Source organism: Gilliamella sp. B2838 (assembly GCF_026536185.1).
Taxonomy (GTDB): Bacteria; Pseudomonadota; Gammaproteobacteria; order Enterobacterales; family Orbaceae; genus Gilliamella.
On sequence record NZ_JAFNOO010000001.1, the window covers coordinates 26597 to 48474 of the forward strand.

General features: G+C 35.4%; 21 protein-coding genes. 6 read left to right on the top strand and 15 right to left on the bottom strand.

Annotated elements, in window-relative coordinates:
• Positions 1-12: 12 nt before the first annotated feature.
• From J3U63_RS00145 to asnA, 5 genes are all read left to right on the top strand, one after another.
• Positions 13-1260 (top strand): MFS transporter, encoded by a 1248-nt coding sequence (locus J3U63_RS00145; protein ID WP_267348519.1) that lies wholly within the window; start codon positions 13-15, stop codon positions 1258-1260.
• A 137-nt stretch (positions 1261-1397) separates the two neighbouring features.
• Positions 1398-2177, top strand: coding sequence for a (S)-ureidoglycine aminohydrolase (gene allE, locus J3U63_RS00150; protein ID WP_267333002.1), 780 nt, complete (start codon positions 1398-1400; stop codon positions 2175-2177).
• 283 nt (positions 2178-2460) lie between these two features.
• Positions 2461-3363, top strand: a complete 903-nt coding sequence (locus J3U63_RS00155; protein ID WP_267366512.1) for a carbamate kinase — start codon at positions 2461-2463, stop codon at positions 3361-3363.
• 41 nt (positions 3364-3404) lie between these two features.
• Positions 3405-4454, top strand: a complete 1050-nt coding sequence (allD, locus tag J3U63_RS00160; protein ID WP_267370140.1) for an ureidoglycolate dehydrogenase — start codon at positions 3405-3407, stop codon at positions 4452-4454.
• A 1282-nt stretch (positions 4455-5736) separates the two neighbouring features.
• Positions 5737-6729, top strand: coding sequence for an aspartate--ammonia ligase (asnA, locus tag J3U63_RS00165; protein WP_267343885.1), 993 nt, complete (start codon positions 5737-5739; stop codon positions 6727-6729).
• A 46-nt stretch (positions 6730-6775) separates the two neighbouring features.
• Here asnA and tenA read toward each other — a convergent pair whose 3' ends face one another.
• The 15 genes from tenA to nlpD form a co-directional block, all read right to left on the bottom strand.
• Complete coding sequence (tenA, locus tag J3U63_RS00170; RefSeq protein ID WP_267348521.1) at positions 6776-7438, bottom strand: thiaminase II; 663 nt, start codon at positions 7436-7438, stop codon at positions 6776-6778.
• Positions 7439-7676: 238 nt separating this feature from the next.
• Entirely contained in the window at positions 7677-8087 is a 411-nt protein-coding gene (locus J3U63_RS00175) for a DUF1161 domain-containing protein (RefSeq protein ID WP_267370142.1), read from the bottom strand.
• Positions 8088-8239: 152 nt separating this feature from the next.
• Positions 8240-8464, bottom strand: a complete 225-nt coding sequence (locus J3U63_RS00180) for a hypothetical protein (protein ID WP_267370143.1) — start codon at positions 8462-8464, stop codon at positions 8240-8242.
• A 474-nt stretch (positions 8465-8938) separates the two neighbouring features.
• Positions 8939-9202 (bottom strand): SemiSWEET family transporter, encoded by a 264-nt coding sequence (locus tag J3U63_RS00185; protein WP_081297501.1) that lies wholly within the window; start codon positions 9200-9202, stop codon positions 8939-8941.
• Between the two features lie 816 nt (positions 9203-10018).
• Positions 10019-11377: an FAD-binding oxidoreductase gene (locus tag J3U63_RS00190; protein ID WP_267370145.1), complete on the bottom strand. Its 1359-nt coding sequence runs from the start codon at positions 11375-11377 to the stop codon at positions 10019-10021.
• 11 nt (positions 11378-11388) lie between these two features.
• Positions 11389-12060 carry a methionine ABC transporter permease gene (locus J3U63_RS00195; protein ID WP_369126354.1) on the bottom strand — a complete coding sequence of 224 codons (672 nt, stop codon included), beginning with the start codon at positions 12058-12060 and terminating at the stop codon, positions 11389-11391.
• Complete coding sequence (locus tag J3U63_RS00200) at positions 12060-13079, bottom strand: methionine ABC transporter ATP-binding protein (RefSeq protein ID WP_267333008.1); 1020 nt, start codon at positions 13077-13079, stop codon at positions 12060-12062. Before J3U63_RS00200 ends, J3U63_RS00195 begins: the two co-directional genes overlap by 1 nt.
• A gap of 2 nt (positions 13080-13081) precedes the next feature.
• The gene (locus J3U63_RS00205) at positions 13082-13900 is read right to left on the bottom strand and encodes a MetQ/NlpA family ABC transporter substrate-binding protein (protein WP_065634051.1); all 819 of its coding nucleotides are present in this window, start codon (positions 13898-13900) and stop codon (positions 13082-13084) included.
• Positions 13885-15060 carry a pyridoxal phosphate-dependent aminotransferase gene (locus J3U63_RS00210; protein ID WP_267370146.1) on the bottom strand — a complete coding sequence of 392 codons (1176 nt, stop codon included), beginning with the start codon at positions 15058-15060 and terminating at the stop codon, positions 13885-13887. Before J3U63_RS00210 ends, J3U63_RS00205 begins: the two co-directional genes overlap by 16 nt.
• 259 nt (positions 15061-15319) lie before the next feature.
• Positions 15320-15769, bottom strand: coding sequence for a hypothetical protein (locus tag J3U63_RS00215; protein WP_267370147.1), 450 nt, complete (start codon positions 15767-15769; stop codon positions 15320-15322).
• A gap of 1 nt (position 15770) precedes the next feature.
• Positions 15771-16367 carry a UbiX family flavin prenyltransferase gene (locus J3U63_RS00220; RefSeq protein WP_267333011.1) on the bottom strand — a complete coding sequence of 199 codons (597 nt, stop codon included), beginning with the start codon at positions 16365-16367 and terminating at the stop codon, positions 15771-15773.
• 267 nt (positions 16368-16634) lie between these two features.
• Positions 16635-17843 (bottom strand): aldose 1-epimerase family protein, encoded by a 1209-nt coding sequence (locus J3U63_RS00225; RefSeq protein WP_267333012.1) that lies wholly within the window; start codon positions 17841-17843, stop codon positions 16635-16637.
• Between the two features lie 171 nt (positions 17844-18014).
• A complete protein-coding gene (locus tag J3U63_RS00230; RefSeq protein ID WP_065633379.1) occupies positions 18015-18593 on the bottom strand; it encodes a thymidine kinase in 579 nt (192 codons plus the stop codon).
• 106 nt (positions 18594-18699) lie between these two features.
• The gene (gene gpmA / locus J3U63_RS00235) at positions 18700-19452 is read right to left on the bottom strand and encodes a 2,3-diphosphoglycerate-dependent phosphoglycerate mutase (RefSeq protein ID WP_267333013.1); all 753 of its coding nucleotides are present in this window, start codon (positions 19450-19452) and stop codon (positions 18700-18702) included.
• A 117-nt stretch (positions 19453-19569) separates the two neighbouring features.
• The gene (nlpD, locus tag J3U63_RS00240; RefSeq protein ID WP_267343877.1) at positions 19570-20682 is read right to left on the bottom strand and encodes a murein hydrolase activator NlpD; all 1113 of its coding nucleotides are present in this window, start codon (positions 20680-20682) and stop codon (positions 19570-19572) included.
• A 352-nt stretch (positions 20683-21034) separates the two neighbouring features.
• Between nlpD and rsmI the strand changes: the two genes are divergently transcribed.
• Complete coding sequence (gene rsmI, locus J3U63_RS00245; protein ID WP_267370149.1) at positions 21035-21862, top strand: 16S rRNA (cytidine(1402)-2'-O)-methyltransferase; 828 nt, start codon at positions 21035-21037, stop codon at positions 21860-21862.
• The last annotated feature ends 16 nt before the right edge of the window (positions 21863-21878 follow it).

The following is a 21878-nucleotide window of genomic DNA, read 5'->3' on the forward strand; positions in this document are numbered from 1 at the left end:
TAAGGAATTAACATGACCATAATAGAAAAAACGGGTGGAATTAAATACTGGCATAAAATCGTTGTATTATTATGCCTAGGTTGGACAGTTATGTGGATTTATCGCCCAGTATTAACCGCGATTTTTCCAGAAGTTCAACAAACTATAGGACCACAATCCAATACTGCTCTTGGACTCATTGCCAGCTGTTACTTCTTTGCCTACACCGCAATGCAAATACCCGCAGGTATGTTAGTTGATAAGTTTGGTAAAAAAGCGGTAGTTATCCCCGGCTTTTTACTCTTCACTATTGCTGCGTTAATGATCGGTAATGCTCATTCAATCACAATGATCTATATTGGTAGTTTGCTTGCTGGTTTAGGCTGTGGTTCTTATTATGGTTCGGCATGGTCACTTTCAGCTGAAAATATTCCGTCAGAGCACCGTGGCTTTGCATCAGCAATTATCAATACCGGCTCGGCTTTAGGTATGGGGATTAGTTTGTTAGCAACAAGCTTTTTAGTCAAATCATTAGGCATGCCATGGCAATACATGTTATACATAATTGCTGCATTGCTACTTTGTTTAGTTGCAGGTTTTGCAATTATTATTAAAGAACAACCGAAAATTAAACAAGCAAAACAACATGAAAATACCGCTAACACACGCTCTGCTGATCAAGTAGAATCACAAACACATAGCTTTTTTAGTAGTCAGATGGTTGCATCATATATCATGTATTTTGCCACATGCTATGGTTATTATATGATTGTCAGTTGGTTACCTAACTTTCTTGAAACAGAACGTGGTTTTACTGGTGGTAGCATTGGCTCTGCGTCTTCTTTAGTTGCATTTGCAGCTATTCCTGGGGCATTAATCATCAGTAAAATTTCTGATAAGTACAGAAATAAACGCCTATTATTTATCATTGCACTTGAACTAATCGCCGCAGCAACATTACTAACTACAGTGCAATCAGCAACGATTACTTTCTTACTCGCTGGATTAGTTTTTTACGGTTTATTTGGTAAATTAACTGTAGAACCAATTCTGATTTCACATGTTGCCGAAACTGCCCCTAAAACCAATTATGGCACTTCGTTTGGCGTATTTAACTTTTTTGGTATGAGCTCGTCTGTTATCGCGCCACCATTAACTGGTTATTTAGCAGATTTTACCGGCACCAAAATTACCGGATTCTATGTGGCAATTGCTATTTTAATTGTTGCAACCGTGCTGTTCTTCCTTCTTAACATGCATAAAAGCGCAAATAACAATTAATAATCTGTGCCGATCATTATATTTATGATCGGCAACACACATTTTTCTAAACTAAGCTGTTTTTAATGGCGCGCTATTGTATTACCTAAAAAATAGTCAGCCGAAGTAAAAAATCAATATGTTCCAAGGAGATAATTATGGGATATATCAACAACAACACAGGTTACCCAAAAGACTTATTAGCATCAAGAGCAATTATTAAACGACAAAATTACGCGCTCATTCCGCCTGATGGATTGGTAAAAAATATCATTCCTGGTTTTGATAATTGTGACATCACCATTTTATCAACCCCTAAATTGGGCGCGTCATTTGTTGATTATTTAGTCACCATGCATAAAGATGGCAAAAACCTACAAGGATTTGGTGGTAAAGATCTTGAAGTTTTTGTCTATGTTATTCAAGGCGAAATAACCGCTAAAGCTGATCAACAACCGTTTCATTTACAAACAGGCGGCTATCTTTACTGTCCTTGCGGAGTAAAACTTTATTTACAAAATATGACCAGCTCATCTCGCCTATTCTTGTACAAAAGACGTTATACCCCGCTTGATGGATACCAAGCTCGGGTTGTTTCGAACCATGTTATCAATCTGGAAAATATTCATTATGAGAATATGGATAATGTATTTGTGCAAGACTTATTACCAAAAGAACTTGGCTTTGATATGAATTTTCATATTTTAACTTTCCAACCAGGCGCAAGTCATGGCTATATTGAAACTCATGTTCAGGAACATGGCGCGTATTTACTCAGTGGTGAAGGTATGTACTTGCTTGACAATGAGTGGATACCGGTCAAAAAAGATGACTATATTTTTATGGGCGCTTATGCATTGCAAGCTTGTTATGCCGTGGGTAAAGAGCCATTAAGTTATATTTATTCAAAAGATTGCCATCGTGATGTCGAAATTTAAAGCAGCGTACTATTTTGTTTCTGAAGCCAAATCGGTGAGCTGAGTTAAGCAACTACAGTTACCAAAACAATATCGATAGACGAATAAAGCGAATCTATGAATGACTAAGTAGGTAAATGCATCATTAAAAACCAGGTCACTTTCTTATTCGGACAGTGACAAAAAAAGTGGTATTACCGCATTTAATTAGCTAAATATTAACAAGAAAACACAGTGAATGGCGAGTAAATGTGTTAATACTTTAAAACAATAAGCAATTTTAATAAATGATCAAGGATATCATATGGAACTGATTGTTATTGCATTAGGCGGCAATGCAATTTCTAAACGAAATGAACCACTATCAATAGAGAATCAATATCGAAACATTGATGCTACAACCCAGCTTATCGCAAAACTAGCGGGAAAATATCATTTAGTGATTGTGCATGGCAACGGCCCACAAGTAGGTTTATTAGCACTACAAAATGCGGCTTATACACAGGTTGCTGCCTACCCACTCGATATTCTGGTTTCCCAAACGCAAGGTATGCTCGGGTATATGATAGGTCGCAGTTTACAGCAACACGAACATGTTAAACATGTTGTCACCGTGCTGACCCAAGTTGAAGTTGATCCCAACGACCCTGCTTTTAAAGATCCAACCAAGTATATAGGGCCAGTATATCAACCAGCGCAACAGCAACAGTTACAAACACAATATGGATGGCAATTTAAACAAGATGGACAGTATTTACGTCGAGTAGTGCCGTCCCCCAAACCGCAAAAAATCCTCGAAATCGATGCTATCAAACAATTACTTAACCAAGACACTATTGTCATTTGTAATGGCGGTGGCGGTATACCTGTCATTAAAAATCAACTTGGTTATCAAGGTATAGAAGCGGTTATCGACAAAGATCACAGTGCAGCGCAACTTGCCATACAATTAAAAGCCGATCACTTAATGATTTTAACTGATGCTGATGCGGTATATGAAAATTGGGGAACCCCACAACAAACGCCATTACATCATGTTAATACAGAACGATTAAAACCGCTTGCAGTTGATGATGGTGCTATTGGTCCTAAAGTCAAATCTGTCATTGAATTTGTTGAAAAAACCAGTAACAAGGCATACATCGGTAATCTAACGGATATAGAGTCTTTATTAGCGGGTACTAAAGGTACAATCATTACAAAATAAGATAACCAAACAGGTAAAACATATATTTAAGGGAGTTTACTATGCGAGTTGACAGAAAAACATTACATGATCTAATCGCGAATAAAATGCATAAAGCCGGTTTAAGTCAGGAACATGCAAACATCGCTGCCGATGCATTAGCTTTTGCTGATGCCCGAGGCATTCATTCGCATGGTGCCGTAAGGGTTGAATACTATGCAGAGCGTATTGCGAAAGGTGGCATGACCGTTAATCCTAACATCACTTATAAAGAAACAGGTCCAGCGAGCGCCATTCTCGATTTTGATAATGGCTGTGGTTTGGTTGCAGCCAAAGTTGGCATGGATAAAGCCATTGAAATGGCGAAGAAGAATGGTGTCGCGGTCGTCGGTATACGCCGTATGTCACACAGTGGATCACTGTGTTACTTTACCGAAATGGCAGCTGCACAAAATTTAGTTGCCATTTCAATGTGTCAATCAGATCCAATGGCTGTACCCTATGGTGGAGCCGAAGAATTTTTTGGTACCAATCCAATTGCATTTGCAGCCCCAACGGCCGATGAGCGAGTTGTATCATTTGATATGGCAACTACGGTGCAAGCTTGGGGTAAAGTACTTTATGCACGATCCAAAGGCGCTCCTATTCCGCCAACTTGGGCCGTTGATGAGCACGGTGAACCAACCACCGATCCTCATAAAGTCAATGCATTATTACCAATTGCTGATGCAAAAGGTTATGGTTTGATGATGATGGTTGATATCTTATCGGGGATATTACTAGGCTTACCTTTTGGTAAAAATGTCTCGTCAATGTATGCGGACTTATCCAAAGGACGCGATCTTGGGCATTTACATATTGTCATTAACCCAGAATATTTTATCGGCCTTGAAATATTCAAACAAACTATGTCTTCGATGCTCGATCAATTAAAAAATGTCAAACCCGCTAAAGGCAATAGCCAAGTATTCTTTCCTGGTGAACGAGGTAAAAAACGTGAAGCAGACTACCTAAAAAATGGTATCGAAATTGTCGATGATATTTATAACTATTTAATTAGTGATGACATCCACTACAACCGGTATGATCATAAAAATAAATTTGCCGAGTAAACACGATTTTTTGACATAGGTAAGTAAAATCCTGTTCGCATACGAACATCATTGCTTATTCATGGTTGATACCGGCTTTACAGGTGTCAACCAAAACAAATATTAAAAGCTTAGTTCTATCGCTTATAAACAAATTAAAGCCAACTATCAGCAGTAATGATTAACAGAAAACCTACTGGTATTAATTTACTAATCAATAGCAATATATCACGAATAAAATATAGATTGGCAAAATATCACAATTTCAAGACCAAACATGAATTCTGACTATACGGCAGTGAACATATCAGTGATGGCTATTTTTCATTTTATTTTTTTCTAAACTACCTATACGGCAGTGAACTTTTGTACTTTGCATCATGCTTTGCAGCTGTTTTTCTAAACTACCTATACGGCAGTGAACGAGATGAGAAAAATTATACCTCGAAGCATAGATTTCTAAACTACCTATACGGCAGTGAACACGTTATTAATCTTCGTGAGGCTGTTTTTAGTTTTCTAAACTACCTATACGGCAGTGAACTAGAAGCTAAACCACTATAACTGTTGTTGGCAGAAAGGTAAATGATGTTTTGCTACTAAAAAACCCTTTTTTTTATGTGATTTGTAATGTATTGATTTTATTATTTTTTATATTTGGTAAAAAAAAAGGGTCGGTAAAAGGGGTTAGTCGTATACGCGTTAGCATTCAATTGTGAGTTTATAAACAGCTTTGTCGAAGTTTTTAGGCAAAAGATCCAGCTTGATTCAGTCATGAGAATTGCTATTTAGCAATGCTGACAGGTTTAATTAGCTTGTAATCTACGATATAAAAAATGACTGATGGTATATAAAATAAGTTATACACGCCGAGCATTGGTATTTAGCATTATCCAAGAAACAATTGTGCAATTGTCATCAGTTGATTATATAAAAAATAACAGGTATCAATCCCCTTGGAGGGATGATTTCAACGTTTATTATCCTGATAATATCATTAAATAATAATTAATTTGAAATAAAATATCCGTTTTTACAGATAGTTACCTTAAACTGATCAACATCCTAGTTTCATCGATTTGGTTGCTGACTTAAAAATGCAACCCACTAAATTGTTCAATTTTTGTCTTAATGTTCTTTTTAATCAGCAATTAACACAAAATAGATAACAATTATAATAATCAATAAAGTTGAGAGACAAACTCATCGCTATTTGTATCTATTTTTACCGTATTGAAACTTGCATATTTCTATTTTCTAGTTTAATTTACATACACAAATTGACAATAATTAGAGAGTAAACATGACGATATCATTCAAAGAACAACAACAACGAATAAGCTTTGTGAAACATTTTTTTGCTGATAAGTTAGCCGAAAATTTATCCCTGATTGAAGTGCAAGCACCATTATTAAGTCAAGTTGGTGATGGAATTCAAGATAATTTATCTGGTACCGAAAAAGCAGTTCAGGTTAAAGTTAAAACGATTGCTAATGCACAATTTGAAGTCGTTCACTCTTTAGCTAAATGGAAGCGTAAAGTATTAACTGATCACCATTTTGCTGAGGGTGAAGGTTTATATACTAATATGAAAGCGTTACGACCGGATGAAGATCAGCTTTCACCAATTCATTCCGTATTTGTCGATCAATGGGATTGGGAAAAAGTAATAAGTCCAAAAGATCGTACTCTTACTTACCTAAAGCAAACTGTTGAAAAGATCTATTCAGCGATTAAAGCAACAGAAAAAGCCGTATCAGAAAAATATCACCTTTCACGCTTTTTGCCGGAATCCATTACATTTATGGATAGTGAACAACTGTTAAAACGTTACCCTAACTTATCGCCAAAAGAGCGTGAAAATGCAATTACTAAAGAACTGGGGGCTGTATTTTTAATTGGTATAGGCGGCTATTTATCTAATAATGAAAAACACGATGCCCGTGCACCCGATTATGATGATTGGAGTAGTGATAATGAAATGGGTTCTAAAGGCTTGAATGGTGATATTTTAGTTTGGAATCCAGCATTAAATAGTGCATTTGAAATTTCATCAATGGGCATTCGTGTTGATCCTGAAGCATTGAAACGTCAACTTAAGATCACTCATGATGAATCTCGATTACAATTAGCTTGGCATCAAGCATTAGTCAATGGTGAGTTATTACAAACTATTGGTGGTGGTATTGGACAATCTCGATTAGTCATGTTGTTGTTACAACTAAAACATATTGGGCAAGTACAAGCAAGTGTTTGGGATGAAAAAACCAAACAAAGTTACTCGAATTTGCTATAACCTTATTACATCATACTTTGCCATCATTGGTGAAGTATGATAATTATTAACAGCTTTTTTCTAATCCCATCTGCCAAAAACCAGCTTCAAGCTGGGTTGCCGTTTTAAAAATGGTTTTTAACTGTTCAAAACGTTCTGACTTGATGTTAGATAAATTATCATTAATCCAATTGATTTCATTTTGCACTGCTTTTTGAAATTCATCACCACAATACATGTCGATCCAACTTGTATAAGGATTATTTTCTGCATTATACCAAGACTGGGCTGTTATCCAATTTGCAATCATGCCATAACCAATCAAGCATGGCGCTAAAACAATATGTAAGTCAAGAATATCACCTTTTAAGCCTACATCTAAAACATAATCGGTGTAAGCTATGTTAGCTTTGGCTCCAACTAAACGGGTTAATTCTGATTCAGTGATATGCCATTGTTTACAATAACCAATATGTAAATCCAGTTCTACTTCAACAATAGCTTTAAGGCTATGTAATGCCTGCTTGATTTCTAAAAGATTACGGCTTTTATAAACGGCAAGTCCCCAAACCCGCGAAAAGTTAACCAAAAATAGATAATCTTGCTTTAAATAGTGTTGAAAACAAGACTTATCTAAGGTTCCTTTACCAAGTTGTTCGATAAACTCATGCTGGATATAACTATTCCAATCTGTCTGGCATGAATCAATAAGGGAATAAAATGAAAACATAAAATACTATCACTTAAATAATCAATTTATAAAGGCATAAAACTGATTTTACCTAATAAACACGTGTTTTACGCCTTTTGTCGACATTAAGCAAATCAGATTCAATGGGTATAATTTGAGCCCAAAGCATATTGGATTAATGAGCAGCGTCGAAAAATAAATTAAACAACTTAATTAACAAAAACTCGCTTTGGATATTGAATGTTTAATTCTAATCGACGCTTTATTATCAACATTACTAGTTAGTGGTTGATTCTGATGTTTGGTTAGGACTTGTTTGGTTTTCCGTTTTTTGTTGTTCACTAGAATCAACTGGCGCTGTCGTAGTTGGAGCTACTGTTTCTGCTTTTGGTTGCTCAGGTTGAGACTTTGTATCAACTGTTTTTTTATCTGTGCTTTTTGCAGCTTTGCTAGCAGAATCATAACGTACATAGACAATATTTTGTTGTCCACGATCACAAGACCCCACAATTTGCCCTTCAATTTGTTGTTGAGATTCATTTGATGAAACGAGTTTCAATTGAAATTGAGAGGCTTCAACACCATTATTTTTAATTTTTTCTGCGATATTAGCGCTGATCTCATCACAGTTGGATGCACTAGCTATCATTGGTAGACTAACGAATAAAACAAAGGCTAACTTTTTCATATTATTTCCTTTTTTATAAATGATATTTTATCGAATGCATTATAAAACTATTGGTTAATCTGTCTATAGTGTTTTTGATAAAGATAAAAAAATATTTTTATTAAAATAAAAGGAACGTTAGCCCGCCTAAAACGCAGTAAACTCACGCAATTTTAATTGTGTTTATCTTCTAATGATTTTAATTTATTGATGATCCATGATCGAATATTAGCTAGTTCTGTTTCGCTCAAGCTATTAACAAAATCTCGTTTTTCATGTAACGTTTTTCGATCATCTTCAGTTAAAACCACCCCATCTAAATTTAACAATACTTCTTTTCGATAAACTGAATAAATGAAGTCTTTTATTAACTCATCTGAAAGATTAATTTTTGTCATAATATTTCCTTCCTTTATCACGATTTTTACCCAGCAAAACGATCATCTTGCCAAGATTTGTGGTACGACTTTGCTAATACAACGTTTCTAATTAAACCACTAACATTTATCAAAAATTTTTTGAAGTTGAAATCCAGATAAAAAATTGAATTAATCGCTTTTACTATAATAGTATATAAACGACATGACAATGAACAAATTTTGCACAGTGATAAAACCATTAAAAGGGGATAACTAGCAAATTATTCACTGTACTATTTGATAAGTATTTAACAAACCTGTTGATAACTCCGTATTGTATTGATTTATTTGATCTTATTACTAAGGTTAAATATTAACCTGCTGCTGTATTAATTTCAAACTTTATTAAAATATGCATTCAACATAATCAACGACAGCACAATTAAGAGAAAAAAGGAGAGAAAACTACAGGAATTAAGCTTGATTTCACTGTAGTTTAATCAATAATGCGATTTATAAAGCGGTGAAAAAAGCCATTAAGCCAAAAATGACACCCGGTGAATTGGCAATAGCAATTGGCCAATCTTTCTTTTCACGCAATAAACCATAGCAAACCCATAACGAACAGTTTATTGCTGCAGCCAATGGTTGAGTGGGATTAGATTTGTAACCATGAAGATTATCAATGATTTGTGGAATATAAGAAACATACATACCAAGTGAAGCGATAGTAGCAATTACGCCCAAATAATGAAACGCTTTAGGTGAAAGATTCAAGACCTACCTCCCTACTGAGTCGAAAAATAAGGGATTCAACTCTAGCATAGATCCCTTAAAAATTGTACTCATAAACTTGATCCCGAATGTTAATTATTGATAAAGGATTTAACAAGATTTTGCATTCATGACGCCCAGCATCACAAGTTAATACCTTCTAATAAAAAGAGTAATGTGTGCTGTCGAGGTTGATTGTTTAATGTAGGCCAAATAACATATTAAAATTATCAATTTATAAAACAAGCGAAAGACTAAACTCAAAAATACTTTATTTAATCATGCAGATAAAAAATATACCGCAATGGGTAAAGGGAGGATTCAGAACCTAAAAATGATAACAGGCGCAACTCATCTAACCCAGATAAATCTGGCATAACCATTAATCGCATTTTTTAAATGGAATTTTAAAAACTATAACCGCCTACACGGCGTTAAACATCCTTTTGCATATATTACATAACAATACATATTTCTAAACCACCTACACGGCGTTAAACAGGTAACATATTTTTAAATTAATTTATTAGAATTTCTAAACCACCTACACGGCGTTAAACTAGAAACCGATACACTATAACGCTTGTTAGGCAAAAGATAAATGTTTGTTTTAGGCTTAAAAACCCTTTTTTTACATTAAAATTTAACCTATTGATTATAAACAAGTTTAAATTATAGTAAAAAAAAGGGTTTTGTTATGATGTTTATTGAGCGTGTAAAGTTACCCTATTTTTATGAGCAAACCTTTGCTTTAGGTAATAACAAAAAGCCTTTGATTATCATCAAAGACTTTTCAGTTAATTACAAATAAAAAAACATCTAAATTTGCAAAATATAAACTTGATTATTAAGAATATTTTTACGATCAAACTGCTGTTTAATTGCTTGCATTAATTGGCGATTATCTTCTGGTATGGCCTGCTTAAAATAGTTAACTTTAGCAGTACCAATTCCATGTTCAGCAGAAGGAAGCCCGCCTAATTGATGACATTTTAGATACAAAGCACAATGGACTTGTTCTAGTAAGCGTTGCCATTGCGCTTGCTCTCTACCATCGCGTAATAGACATAAATGGATATTGCCATCACCAGCATGTCCAAAAGCTAACATTCTTACACCGGTTTTCGCTTCTAATTGTTTGGTGTAATGAATAAAATCAGCAATTTTATTAATGGGTACAACAATATCAATAGGATCTTGCTCTGTCACCGCTTCAACAGCGCGAACTAGCGACCCGCGCACTGCCCAAATTTGACTAGCTTGTTCTACTGTTTCTGCAATAAAATGTTCACAATCAGTCAAATTAGCCAATAGTTGCTGACGCTGTTGTAATATAGTTTGATGATCAGCACCATCTAACATAACAATAAGATAGGCTTGTGCATTGGGTAATGGAAATTGAAAACCTGAATATCTTTCACCCCACTGCGCAACCTGACGTTCTACAAACTCCAGTGCTGTGGGTGTTAACGTTTGTAATATAGTTGTGATATTTGCTATAGCTAAATCAATACTTTTAAAACCAATAATTAAGGTTTCGAAAGCTTTTGGTTTAGCAATTAACTTTAAAGTGCATTGCGTAATAATACCCAGTGTCCCTTCACTGCCAATAAAGAGATGTTTTAACGAAAGCCCAGTATTATCTTTAACATTTTTACTGCCAAAATTTAAAACGCTGCCATCAGCCATAACCACTTCTATTGCTTGCACATAATCACGGGTCACGCCATATTTAACCGCACGCATGCCACCAGCATTAGTACTTATATTGCCGCCAATAGTGGCATTTTTTGCACCAGGATCGGGCGGATAAAACAGGTCTTGCTTTTCAACCCATTGTTGTAAATCCTGTAATAAAATGCCTGGCTGGACAGTAATTGTGAATGTCTCTTTATCCAGTTCAACAATAGTGTTCATTAAAGATAAATCAATAATAATGCCACCATTAGGAATGGTTGAACCCACCAAATTCGTACCCGCACCACGCGTTGTAATATTGATCCCTTTTGAATAGGCATATTGAACTATTTGTGAAACTTCCGCTGTTGTTACTGGATAAACCAGTAGTTCGGCTTGTCCATATTTCAATTGCAGTCCATCACTTAAGTGAGATTTTGGAATATTGTTTTGATAAATGATTCGGTTAGGATCTTTAATAATAGTTGTAATTGTATTCATGTTAATACCGATTATTTATAGCTGCGATCAAAGTGATTAGCTAATTTATCCCCTAAAAATTGAATTAACATCACAATAAAAATCAGAATGATAATACATAAAATCAGGATTTCTGTGACATAACGTTGATAGCCGTAACGAATGGCTAAATCACCTATTCCACCACCGCCAACCACACCGGCCATTGAGCTAAAGCTAATGAGCGAAATTGTCGTTACCGTTGCATGGCGAATTAATTGTGCCATAGCTTCAGGAAATAGTATTCCAATAATTATGCGAATATGTGATGCTCCGCTCGCTACTGCCGCCTCAATCACACCTTTATCTATTTGGCTAAACGCATTTTCAGCTAACCTTGCATAAAAAGCGATAGCCGCTAACGACAAAGGAAAGATAACCGCTTTTGGTCCAACAGTCGTGCCAACAAATAAAGCACCTAAAGGTAACACCGTCACCATTAAAATCAAAAAAGGAATTGAACGAGTCGCATTAATGATAAAGTTAGCAATACTATTCATTACTCTGTTTTTGAAAAAAAACGGATTAGACATCAAAAACAGCAACAGCCCGATTATTGTGCCAAATAAAATACCAGCAAGCAGTGACCAACTGACCATAATAAAAGTCTCGTAGGCGGCTTGCCATAACATTTGTGCCATTTCAGCAAGGGTGAGTTTTATCATTAATTTATTTCCTCAATAATCACACCTTGATTGTGTAACTTTGCAATAAGATTTAAGATATCATCCGGATCACCAATTAACTCTATCACTAAATTGCCTAGCGCTTGCTCGTTAAAATACTCGATAAAGCCATGCAAAATATTGAAAGCGACGCCTGTTTCAAGCGCTGATTGATATAAAATAGGTTGCGTAGTATTTTCATTAATATAGCGTAGTCTAACCAGTTTGCCTTTAGCATTTTGTCTAATTCGATCGGGAAGATGGGTATTTTCATCAATATTAAGAAAGTTTTGGGTAAAGCGTTGTTTTGGACAAGCAAATAAATTAAATGTGTTATTCATCTCAACAATTTCACCTTGCGACATTACCGCAACCCGATGACAAATCTTTTTTACCACATCAATTTCATGGGTAATAAGAACTATAGTTAAACCAAATTTTTCATTGAGTTGTTTGAGTAAATCCAAAATAGCACTGGTTGTGGTTGGATCTAAAGCACTGGTCGCTTCATCACATAGCAATATTTTCGCTTCATTCGCTAAGGCCCTTGCAATACCGACTCGCTGCTTTTGCCCACCACTAAGCTCGGCAGGATAAGCATAAGCTTTATCGCTCAACCCTACCAATGTCAGAAGCTCTTTCACTCGGTTTTTTACTGCATCACCCTTTTTGCCAGCAGCCTTAAGAACAAAGGCAATATTTTCATAAACGGTTTTTGAACAAGCAAGGTTAAAATTTTGGAAAATCATACCTACCTGAAAACGAAAGGCCTGTAAATGGCGGCCTTTCAAAGTGCTAATATCAACACCATCGATAATAACTTGCCCTGACGACGGTATGGCGAGTCGATTAAGCGTTCTTACCAATGTACTCTTACCTGCACCGCTTGAGCCAATAATGCCAAAAATTTCGCCTTGATTGACATCAAACGAAACATTTTTGACAGCTTCAACTATTTGGCCTTTTGCCTCAAAGCGCACCGATACATTTTTTACTTGGATTAAAGGTGTATGTTGCATAATTAAAATAATTGATAGTCAGGTTTTTGGAAAGTATAAAAAATACCATTTTTATCTTCGATCACTTGCGCAAATTCAGGTGATTTAAGTACATCAATAATGTCTTTACCTAAAGTATCTTTAGATGAACTTCGAATGGCAATAACATTTTTTAGATCTTTATCTAATACTTCGGTATAAAGTGCTTTAGACAAATCTAAACCGGCACCAATAGCATAGTTACCATTGACAACCGACAATACCGCACTATCTAACGATCTAGGTGTTTGCGGTGCTTCAATTGGAACAATATTTAAACCATAAGGATTTTCAATAATGTTATTAGGAGTAAGATTATTTTTATCCACAGTTGGATCAAGTTTAATAAGACCTGCGGCTTGCAAGATTCTTAATGCTCGTGCTTCATTAGTGACATCATTGGCAATAGTGACTTGATCACCTTTTTTTAATTGAGAAAAATCAGTAATTTTATTAGAAAAAATACCCGCACCAGCGGTAGGCACAAAGCCAATTGCGATAATATCTAAATTGCGTGCCTGTTTAAAATTATTCAAATAAGTGAGATGCTGAAATAAATTAGCATCAATTTCTTTATTCGCTAACGCCAAATTAGGTTGTACATAATCACTAAACTCTCGAATTTCAACACTATAACCTTTCTTTTCTAGCCCTGGTGCAATCGCTTGTTTAAACATATCACCATAAGGTCCGGCAGCAACACCGACAACAATATGATTCTCTTTTTTAGTATCATCACAACCGGTCAGCAAAGTGAATGTTGATAAAATAGCAAAACTTAATGCAATTAATTTTTTAAACATAATAATTTTTCCTTAAATTTGGATAATCTTTGTAAAGCTGCAATCAGCGTTTGTTCTTGTTTAGCAAAATGAAAACGAATATATCGATACTCAGGATGTTTGAAAAATGCCGATCCCGGTACAGCCGCTACGCCTACTTCTTTAATTAACCATTCACAAAATTCAAAATCAGTTTTAAATGGGTTAAAGGCCGAAATATCAACCAAGACATAATAGGCGCCTTGAGGTTCATAATAAGATAGACCTATTTTATCTAACCCTTGCAAAAACAGTTGACGTTTTTCAGTATAGATTTGAGTTAATTGTTGATAATAATCATCACCCAATGATAAGCCAGCACAAGCGGCTTTTTGTAATGGTGCAGCGGCGCCAACAGTTAAAAAGTCATGGATCATTTTACAGCCATCAATGATAGTTTTATCTGCAATAATATAACCTAGGCGCCAGCCTGTAATCGAATACGTTTTTGATAATGAACTACAACTAATAGTGCGCTCTTTCATGCCGGGAAAATTGGCTAAATAAAGGTGCTTGTGCGGGGCATAAACCATATGTTCATACACTTCATCAGTAATAACATAAGCATCAAACTCGATGGCTAATTGACTGATATAGTCAAGTTCTGCTTTGGTAAAAACTTTACCGCATGGGTTACTCGGATTACATAAAATTAAGGCTTTCGCACCTTGTTCAAACGCTTGCCTAAGCTGCTTTTTATCAAACTCAAATGTTGGTGGAATGAGTGGTACATATATTGGCGTTGCATCAGATAAAATCGCATCAGCACCATAATTTTCATAAAAAGGCGAAAAGATGATAACTTTGTCTTTAGGATTACAAATTGTCATAACCGCACACATCATTGCTTCTGTACTTCCACAGGTTACAAGGACGTTTTCATCGGGGTTTATATCAATGTTCATCAATTTTTGCTGCTTTTTAGCCAGTAACTGTCTAAATTCTTTTGAACCCCAAGTAATTTCATATTGGTGAGGACCTTGCTCAGCAGCCTGTTTAAGCGCTTGTATCAATTCTTTTGGTGGATCAAAATCAGGAAATCCTTGTGATAAATTGATAGCTTGATATTCATTTGCAATTCGGGTCATCCGGCGGATAACTGAATCAGAAAAGTGGTCGAGTCGATCGGCTAATTTACGCATTTATGTTAGTGATGAAAAAAATTAAGGTGTGCAAGTATAATACAAAATAGTATTTTTCTCGTTAAATAATATATTTATATATATTTATAATTTTTTTTTATAACAAGGTTAATTTTTAATGATTGCCAATCAATTTACTTGAAAGCTGTGAATTTGAGCTATTGGATAAGAATAGTGATTCAATAACTCAATTTGAACGAATTGAATGGACATAAAAACGGCTAAAATTAAAAATTTGAACCACCTGACGGTAAAAAGATTAGTTTCTTGTCCAAATATCTTTATGCGCAAAACCAAGTAAATTATTGGTCATTTTAATGTACTGTAATTCCAGTGACCAAATCGGCGCTTTCATTAATTTAGCGAATGGAAAAGCTTGATAATACAGTGAATAAGCATGCATAGCTTGTTGATCACTTAGCTGTTTTGCTATTGCAACAAACTGTATACCTTGAATTTGAACAACAGTTTTGGGCGCGATACTAATTGTACCTGCTACCTGTGGCTGATTGAGCATTGCATTAGCATGCTGAGTTTTTAGCTCAGTGAGAAAATATAAATTCATCAAATGTTGATCAAATACATAAAAGGTATTACATGCCCAAGGTTGATTATTCGATAAAATCACACATAACGAAAGCACATGTTGTTTTTTGATAAATTCAATGATTTTATGATTAGGTTGCCTACAAAATTTGTTGCTCGTCATGTCATTCAATTATTTTACTGTTAAGTTGCATATCCTCACCCCAGCGAGGTAAACAAGGCATATCAATATCAAACAAGTCTAAGGCTCTTGCAACGCTATGCGTTATCATATCATCAATGGTATCAATATGTTGATAAAAAGCAGGAACCGGTGGAAATATTATGCCGCCCATTTGAGTGACGGCTTGCATATTGTTAATGTGACCTAAATGCAGTGGTGTTTCTCTGACCATTAAAACTAAACGGCGACGCTCTTTAAGCACCACATCAGCGGCTCGAGTAAGTAAATTATCAGATAAACTAGTCGCAATAGCAGATAGAGAGCGCATTGAACAGGGAGCAACTAACATACCAAGAGTTTTATAAGATCCACTGGCTATCGCAGCACCAATATTATTAATGGAATAAACCTTATCTGCTAATGCTTGAATCTGTTTTATACTCATATTGGGGACTTCGTAGCGACAAGTTATTTGTGCAGCTTTAGAAATAACAAGATGCGTTTCGATATCTAACGGTTTTAACAGTTCTAACGCTTTAATACCATAAGCAATTCCTGTTGCGCCACTAATACCAATTATTATTCGTCGGTTTGCCATTTCTATCCTTATTGTTTAGTAAAATTACACTTAAATAGTGAAATACTATTTTAGCATTAGCAACGTAAAATCATCGTTTAAGTGTTGAGTCATATATATAAACATAATTTTACCGACTATACCTACCAATTAAAAGCGAATCAAGTATCAACCAGCAATACATCTTTAAACTACTTTTATTTAGATAATAATTTTAGAGATGAATAACATGAAAAAATAGATAGATGAGATAGCTACCAACTGCGCGTTGGTAGCAAAATTGGTTAGTTATTCTTTGGCCATAGGTTGAGTAACAACTTGGGTTTGTTGCGCACCCTGAATTGCGTTGATTTGCTCTTCATATTTGCTTACAGCATCTTTACCCGATAATAAACTATACGTTAAAGTAAACTCTGTACTTTGACCAGGTGCCAATTGACGAACGCGTTTTTGTTCTCGCTCTATGGTCACTGGATAGGCAAAACTGGTACCAGGCTCAAGACCCGTCACATAACCTTGCTTAAGGGTGTCGGTATTTTTCCATAACGAAAGTACTGGTAACTGTTTGGTATTAAAAGCGATACCTGCTGCTTTATCGCCTGCTTTATTGGTGACCATCACTTGTGTGTGATTATTTGCATCCGCAAATGGATAAACGTTAAAGACCATTTCATCAAAATCTTTAGTTGGACCTAAATAAGTTTGCCACGTCGCTAATCCTTCTTTCGCATAATCGTTAAAAGGTGAAATTTCTTTAACTGGCGCAACAAATCTAGCGCCTTCTTCAAGAATTGGCGTACCAAAATTGCTATGATAGATGATTTGATAATCGCGGGTATAATCACTCTTATTGGTAACAACATCGTGTATGGTAAAGTCATTACTTCCTGGCACATAGCTAAGTGATGCCCACGTTTCTAAATGACTTTTTTTGAATGTGTTTTCTTTTATTAAACCTTTAATGTTAATAGTATAGGGTGCTTTATCTTCGATTGTGACAATTAATTTTGATACAGGCGTATTTTGTGCTCGCCCATGAAGCGTATACATCATGCCATCGGCTTGAACGGCATGTCCAGTCCATTCAAAACCACAACGAACCATCATTTCGTTAAAGCCATCTAGCCAACCGATGCCGCCGCGACTTTCTAAATTGATATATTTGGGGTTAACAACTTCATTAACAGGCGAATCCCAGCCTAAACGAACCCCCTCCCCTTCTACCGATAAAATACCTAAGCCACGAGTAGGAATTAATTTAATAGTCAAAACATCACTTGTTATTGTTAGTAATTCAGTTCCTTCTTGTTTACCGCCTTTAAGCACCGTGTTTTGAATAGTAAATTTTTCATTTTTTACACCCAAATCTTTGCTTGAAATCGACCAGTTACCTTCTGCAATATCTTTTTCGTTATCGATTAAGACAAACTCTTTTGCACTGGCATTACAGCTAAGCAGACCAAGTAATAGAGCAGATGAAACAATTTTGATTTTCATAGTGATTCCTTATAATGAATAAAACGAAACTGAATCGGTTCAGTTAATATGACACAAAATTGAAGGAATCAATAAAACAATATCGTAAAAATGAGAAGTCATTCACACTTTTTTCAAATCAAATAACGTTAGACAAATTAAGTGATGCCCATAAAGTAACACTGTCTAAAATTAACTTTTTGGTCTAACTTGACCTGCTTTCCAATGTTTACGACAAACTGAGTGGAACTCACTATCACCAAGATGAATTGAATTACCAAATTTAACAATTTTACCATCTTGTCCTTCTAGCAAATTCATTGTTGCTTTTTTACCACACCAACAAACTGTTTTTAATTCGCGAAAATTATCGGCAATTTCAAGTAAGGTTTTTGAACCTTCAAATAAATGGCCCATATAATCGGTTTTTAAGCCAAAAAACATCATAGGAACACCATATTCATCACACACATCCGATAGTTTCCATATAGTACTTTTAGATAAAAACTGGCTTTCATCAATCAATATACAGGCATAATTATTTTTTTTGATAAGTGCAATGATCTCATCAACACTATTATCGTCAAGCAATAATGCTTTTTTACGCAACCCTAATCGCGATACAATTTCTACCGCGGAATCACGTGTATCAACGGACGACTTAAGCAATAAAGTCTGCATATTGTTACTTAAATAATTATGATCTATTTGTAATAGTTCGGTTGATTTTCCCGCATTCATTACGGCATAAATGTAATATATTTTCGACAAAATAAGACTCTCAAGAAGTAAAGTGAAATAGATAAAAAAGAGATTGTTAAGATAATAAAAAAGGTAAGTGCTATACCTACCTTTTTAAGCATAAATTAAATATTAATTATTTTGCTTTACCTTGGTTTGCTACCGCTGCTTGTTTTGCAGCAATTTCATCAGCATTACCTAAATAATAGTGTTTAATCACTTTCATGTTGTCATCAAATTCATACACTAAAGGCACACCTGTTGGGATGTTTAGTTCAATGATGTCATCATCACTGATGTTATCAAGGTGTTTGACTAATGCTCGTAAAGAGTTACCGTGTGCTGCAATAATCACACGCTCACCTTTAGCAACACGTGGCGCAATAGTTGATTCCCAATAAGGAAGCACACGTTTAATCGTTAATGCAAGGCTTTCTGTTAATGGTAATTCTGATTCAGGTAATTTGCTGTAACGTGAATCATGTCCAGGAAAACGTTCATCTGATTTTTCAAGTGCTGGAGGTGTAATTGCAAAACCACGACGCCACAATTTGACTTGTTCATCACCATATTTAGCCGCTGTTTCTGCTTTATTTAAACCTTGTAATGCACCATAGTGACGTTCATTAAGCTTCCAGTTTTTTTCAACCGGTAACCATGCTTGATCAACTGCATCTAAAACATGCCATAAAGTATGGATTGCACGTTTTAAAACAGAAGTATAAGCAAAATCAAAAGTAAACCCTTCTTTCTTTAAAAGTTGTCCAGCTTCAGCTGCTTCTTTTTTACCTTTTTCAGATAAATCAACATCTGTCCAACCACAAAAACGGTTTTCTTGATTCCAAACACTTTCTCCGTGTCGAATAAGCACTAATTTTTTTACTGCCATGAGTATAACTCCTTTGTTTCGTAGAATAAAACGGTTAAATTTGTATTCATAATAATGCACGGAAAACACCGTGCATTATGCGTTTTATGTATCAATAAAGCTTACATAAAACTTCAATTATTTTGATAAGTATTTCAATGGATCAACAGATTGTGCTTTATAACGGATTTCAAAATGCAGTCTTACCGATGAAGTCCCTGTTGCGCCCATTGTGGCAATTTGTTCGCCTGCCCTCACTGCTTGTTGCTCTTTTACTAAAATTGATTGGTTATGTGCATAGGCAGTTAAATAATCATCATTGTGTTTAATGATGATTAAATTACCATAACCGGGTAAAGCATTACCTGAGTAAACAACACGACCGTCAGCAGCAGCTACAACTTTGTCACCCAATGAACCTGCAATATCAATACCTTTGCTTGCATTTGAGAATTTTTCAATAATCTTACCTTTTGCCGGCCATTGCCACGCAATATTCGCCACATTTGATACCGGCGAGGATGTTACAGGTGTATTAGCTGAACTATTCGCACTGATGCTAGGGCTAGACGTATTATTGAGTGGCTCAGTCACCGTTTCAGTTTTTTGAGTAGTTTTAGGGGGTTGATTATTACCAGATGTGGTAGTAGTCGTAGTAGTGGTTGTTGTCATTACCGGTTTAGTTTTGGCTTGTGCTGCTGCGGTAGTCTTATCATCATCCATGTAAACCATAGAAGGAGAAGAAGTATGATTAGATGTTGTCTTTTGTGTTTGCGTTACAACTGTTGTGCCGCCACTTACATCGAGTACTTGTCCAACATTGACACCATAAGGCTCTTTAATATTATTTTTAGCCGCTAAAGATCGAAAATCATTTCCCGTTACCCATGCAATATAAAATAGTGTATCACCGCGTTTAACTGTATAGGTATCGCCTTTGTAACCACCTTTAGGAATTTCGTCATAATTACGGTTATAAACGGTTCGTTCATTAGTCGTTAACACATTATTATGAACACTGGTTGTCGTTGTAGTAACAGGTCTTGATGAAGGCGTCGAATAAGTTGTTGGTGAACTCACCGGCGTTGACATTCTGCCACCGGTTGAAATATTAGCTGGTGGTTTTTTATAACCCTGTGTCACACCATTACTCGATGATGAATCAGAAATATCTTCAATTTCAGCAGGATTTGACTGTGTACAGGCCACAATCAATAAACTTAAACAACTTAATGTAAGAATCTTTTTCAAAGCAACACCCTTCATTCATATATTTTTATGTGCATATTTTATCGCTTTTATTGTAAAAAGCTATTATATAGATTATTTTTTATGCTGGTCGAATATAATAACCAAAGCAGTTTATATTGTTAGATTTAATTTCTGCTTTATTGCTATTAATTTAGCACAAAAATACCATTTGTTGATCAACAATATCGTTGATTGCTCTACAGATGATTAATATCTTACCAACATTGAATTAATCGATTATTCGATCCCAAATAGGATTTATTTTGAAAGTGGTGAGTATATACAATAAAATGCTAGTTCGTATAGTATATTTATCGTATTTTTCAACCAAAATTGAATGTGACTTAACATAATGACTCTATATATTGTTGCAACCCCTATCGGTAATCTAGATGATATTACGCTCAGAGCAATTGAAACACTTAAAAGTGTTGATCTTATTGCGGCCGAAGACACCCGCCATAGCGGTTTACTTTTACAGCATTTAGCCATAAAAGCTAAACTGTTTTCTTTACACGATCATAATGAACAGCAAAAAGCCCAAATTTTGGTTGAAAAACTTAAATCAGGAATATCCATCGCATTAATATCCGATGCAGGTACGCCGTTAATTAATGATCCGGGCTATCATTTAGTCAAAGCTTGTCGTGAAAATAATATCAACGTCGTGCCTATTCCTGGCGCTTGCGCAGCAATTGCCGCGCTCTCGGTTGCTGGTCTTCCTTCTGATAAATTTAGTTATGAAGGATTTTTACCGGCTAAAACGAAAGCACGACAAGACAGTTTGGTTAAGCTAGTTAATCAATCACGCACAATGATTTTTTACGAATCGACGCATCGTTTGTTAGATACATTACACGATATGCAAACGGTTTTTGGTCATGAAAGAATGATTGTACTTGCCAAAGAACTGACTAAAACTTGGGAAACCATAGTCAGTTACCCTGTTGCAGAGTTAATTAATTGGTTGAATGAAGATACTAATCGTCAAAAAGGTGAATTTGTTTTGATTGTTGAAGGTCACACTAAAAGCGATGAGGATATCGATGCAAACGTGATTAATACCTTAAAATTATTGCAAAAAGAGTTACCGCTAAAAAAAGCGGCTGCCATAACAGCTGAAATTTATGGGCTTAAAAAAAATCAACTTTATCAACTCGGTTTAACTGTCGAGAATTAACCATAAACAAATAGCG